We start from the raw sequence: 3,259 nt of genomic DNA, 5'->3' as shown, positions 1-3,259 counted from the left end.
GTCGCATCTGCCGCAGGGGGCCGCCGTGTCGTCGTCGAGCGAGCGCTGGAGGAACTCCATCCGACAGCCGTCGGTCTGCTCGTAGTCGATCATGTGCTGCTGCTCGGCTCGACGCTCACCCGCGATGCGCTCGTAGCGCTCGGCGTCGTACGTCCACGGCTCACCGGTCGCGACCCACCCGCCCTGCACCCGCCGCACCGCACCGTCGACGTCGAGCACCTTGAGCAGCAGTTCGAGCGGAGTGCGCCGGATGTCGACCATCGCCTCGAGGGCGGGAGTCGAGATCGGCTGGTCGCCGAGCGCACCGATCACGCGCTCGGCCCTCTCGCGGTCGGGCATCGATGCCGTCGCGAAGTAGTGCCAGATGTCGCGGTCTTCGACGCCCGGCAGAAGGAGCACATCGGCGCTCTCGCTCGCACGACCGGCACGGCCGACCTGCTGGTAGTACGCGACCGGCGACGAGGGTGCACCGAGGTGCAGCACGAATCCGAGGTCGGGCTTGTCGAACCCCATGCCGAGCGCGCTGGTGGCGACGAGCGCCTTGACCTCGTTGCGCTTCAGCATGCCTTCGGACTCGGTGCGCTCATCGGTGTCGGTCTGACCCGTGTAGGCACGCACTTCGTGACCGTGATCGCGCAGCAGCCGCGCGGTGTCGACCGCGGCGGCGACGGTGAGCGTGTAGATGATGCCGGAACCGGGGAGGTCGTCGATGTGGCTGAGCAGCCAGGCCAGCCGGCTCGCCGAGTCGCGCAGCCGCAGCACCCCCAGCCGCAACGAGGTGCGCGCGAGCGGGCCGCGGATCGTCAGCACCTCGGGCATCCCGTCCGGAGATTCCGCGCCGCCCGTGCCGAGCTGTTCGGCGACATCGGCCACGACGCGGCTGTTCGCCGTCGCAGTGGTGGCGAGCACCGGCACCTCAGGGGGCATCTGCTCGATGAGGTCGCGCAGCCGCCGGTAGTCGGGGCGGAAGTCGTGCCCCCAGTCGCTGATGCAGTGTGCCTCGTCGACCACCAGCATGCCGATCCGTCGCACGAGCGCCGGCAGCTGCTGCTCGCGGAACGCAGGATTGTTGAGGCGCTCGGGCGAGACGAGCAGCACGTCGACCTCATCTCGGTCGAGCTGCGCGAGCACCTCGGTCCACTCGTGCGCATTCGTCGAGTTGATCGCGACCGCGCGGACGCCCGCGCGCTCGGCCGCGGCGATCTGGTCGCGCATGAGCGCCAGCAGCGGAGACACGAGCACGGTCGGGCCGGCCCCCTGACGCCGCAGCAGCAGAGTGGCGACGAAGTACACGGCCGACTTGCCCCACCCGGTGCGCTGCACGACGAGCGCGCGCCGCCGCCCCTCGACCAGCGCCTCGATCGCCTCGTACTGCCCGTCGTGGAAGTCGGCGTCGGAGCGGCCGACCAGCTCTCGCAGCGCCGAGAGCGCAGCACCTCGGGTATCGACAGAGGGGGTGGAAGTCATGTCTCCACTCTGCCCGAGACCGCCGACACTCTGACCGCTTTCCTCCACAGGCGCATATGCACCCGGGGCCGACCACGTCGTCTAGCGTGGAACGATGATCACCCGCGAACTGGCCGTATCCCTGCGCGACGCCGGACTCGTGTGGCACCCCGCCGAGGGAGATCGATTCCAGCTCGACCTGCCGAACGAGGTCGAGCTCGAAGCCGAGGCCGACGTCTTCACCGTCAGCGAGATGACGATCGAGGCGCGGCAGACCCCGAGCGGCACCGACCTCGCCTTCAACGGCACGACCGAGTGGGCGCTCGACGCCGTCACGCTGGCGGACGCCGTGTGGCTGCCCCGGGAGGACCAGCTGCGCGAGATGCTGCGAGGCACCTTCCGCACGCTGACGCGGATCTCCGACGCCTTCGTCGTCGGGGTCGAGATCGCCGGCGGGGCACTGAGGTTCGAGCATCCGGACCCGTCCGAGGCCTACGGACGAGCGCTCCTGAACCTGGTCTCCCGCTCGCGCTGAGCAGCTCTGCTTGCGCGCCGCCGACCTCCATGTGAGAATTACCTAACGACCGGTCAGTAAAGAGGATCGGACACTGAGGAGTCGATGATGACCAGCCCCGCAGATCTCTCCCTCGTCGATGGCGAACTCTCGGATGACGAGCGCCTGTTCGACGAGCTCATCGCGAACGAGCAGCGCATCGAGCCCCGTGACTGGATGCCGGACGCGTACCGCAAGACGCTGATCCGGCAGATCTCGCAGCACGCGCACTCCGAGATCATCGGCATGCAGCCCGAGGGCAACTGGATCACCCGGGCGCCGAGCCTCAAGCGCAAGGCGATCCTGATGGCCAAGGTGCAGGACGAGGCGGGGCACGGCCTCTACCTCTATTCCGCCGCGCAGACCCTCGGCATCACGCGCGACGAGATGATGGACCAGCTCATCAGCGGCAAGGCGAAGTACTCGTCGATCTTCAACTACCCCACCCCCACCTGGGCCGACATGGGCGCGATCGGTTGGCTCGTCGACGGGGCCGCGATCTGCAACCAGGTGCCGTTGTGCCGCGCGTCGTACGGCCCGTACGGACGCGCGATGGTGCGCGTCTGCAAAGAGGAGTCCTTCCACCAGCGTCAGGGTTTCGAGATCCTGCTCTCGCTGATGCAGGGCACCGACGAGCAGAAGCAGATGGCACAGGATGCCGTGAACCGCTGGTACTGGCCGAGTCTTGCGATGTTCGGCCCGCCGGATGACCAGTCCCCCAACTCCGCTCAGTCGATGAAGTGGAAGATCAAGCGCTTCACCAACGACGAGCTGCGCCAGCGCTTCGTCGGCATGCTCGTGCCGCAGGCCGAGATCCTCGGCGTCACCCTTCCCGACCCCGATCTGCGCTTCGACGACGAGACCGGGCAGTACGTGATCGGCGAGATCGACTGGGACGAGTTCTTCGAGGTGCTGCGCGGCAACGGCCCGTGCAACGCCGAGCGTCTCGAGCGCCGACGCACGGCGCACGAGGAGGGCGCATGGGTGCGCGAGGCCGCGGCCGAGTACGCCCGCAAGCAGGCGCTGAGGACGAAGGCGGTGGCGTGATGGCGACGCCGGGAGCCGACGCACGCGAACCCTGGCCCCTCTGGGAGGTCTTCGTCCGCGCGAACCGCGGTCTGAGCCATGTGCACGTCGGATCCCTGCATGCCCCGGATGCCGACATGGCGATCCGCAATGCCCGCGACCTCTACACCCGCCGCGGCGAGGGCGTGTCGATCTGGGCCGTTCCGGCCGACGCGATCACGACCAGCGACCCCG

At 68.8% G+C, this 3,259-nt stretch carries 4 protein-coding genes; 3 read left to right on the top strand and 1 reads right to left on the bottom strand.

What is annotated here, in order from left to right; all coding sequences use genetic code 11:
* Positions 1 to 1,467 (bottom strand): RecQ family ATP-dependent DNA helicase (locus tag J7E68_RS04145; protein ID WP_215170119.1); only part of this gene is annotated, 1,467 nt, incomplete at its 3' end.
* 94 nt (positions 1,468 to 1,561) lie between these two features.
* Between J7E68_RS04145 and J7E68_RS04140 the strand changes: the two genes are divergently transcribed.
* From J7E68_RS04140 to paaB, 3 genes are all read left to right on the top strand, one after another.
* Positions 1,562 to 1,981 (top strand): pilus assembly protein CpaE, encoded by a 420-nt coding sequence (locus J7E68_RS04140; protein ID WP_215170117.1) that lies wholly within the window; start codon positions 1,562 to 1,564, stop codon positions 1,979 to 1,981.
* Positions 1,982 to 2,068: 87 nt separating this feature from the next.
* Positions 2,069 to 3,046: a 1,2-phenylacetyl-CoA epoxidase subunit PaaA gene (gene paaA / locus J7E68_RS04135; RefSeq protein WP_215170115.1), complete on the top strand. Its 978-nt coding sequence runs from the start codon at positions 2,069 to 2,071 to the stop codon at positions 3,044 to 3,046.
* Positions 3,046 to 3,259, top strand: a 214-nt coding sequence (gene paaB / locus J7E68_RS04130) for a 1,2-phenylacetyl-CoA epoxidase subunit PaaB (protein WP_215170113.1), incomplete at its 3' end; no start/stop codon positions are given. The genes paaA and paaB, both read left to right, overlap by 1 nt.

Origin of the sequence: Microbacterium sp. ISL-103, assembly GCF_018613995.1 — a bacterium.
Taxonomy (GTDB): Bacteria; Actinomycetota; Actinomycetes; order Actinomycetales; family Microbacteriaceae; genus Microbacterium.
The sequence above is the reverse complement of the archived record's forward strand: the minus strand, read 5'-3'. Positions and strand labels throughout refer to the sequence as shown.

Excerpts from the sequence above, each read along its gene's own strand:
- paaA (WP_215170115.1), top strand. The coding sequence starts at position 2,069 with ATGACCAGCCCCGCAGATCTCTCCCTCGTCGATGGCGAACTCTCGGAT.
- J7E68_RS04140 (WP_215170117.1), top strand. The coding sequence starts at position 1,562 with ATGATCACCCGCGAACTGGCCGTATCCCTGCGCGACGCCGGACTCGTG.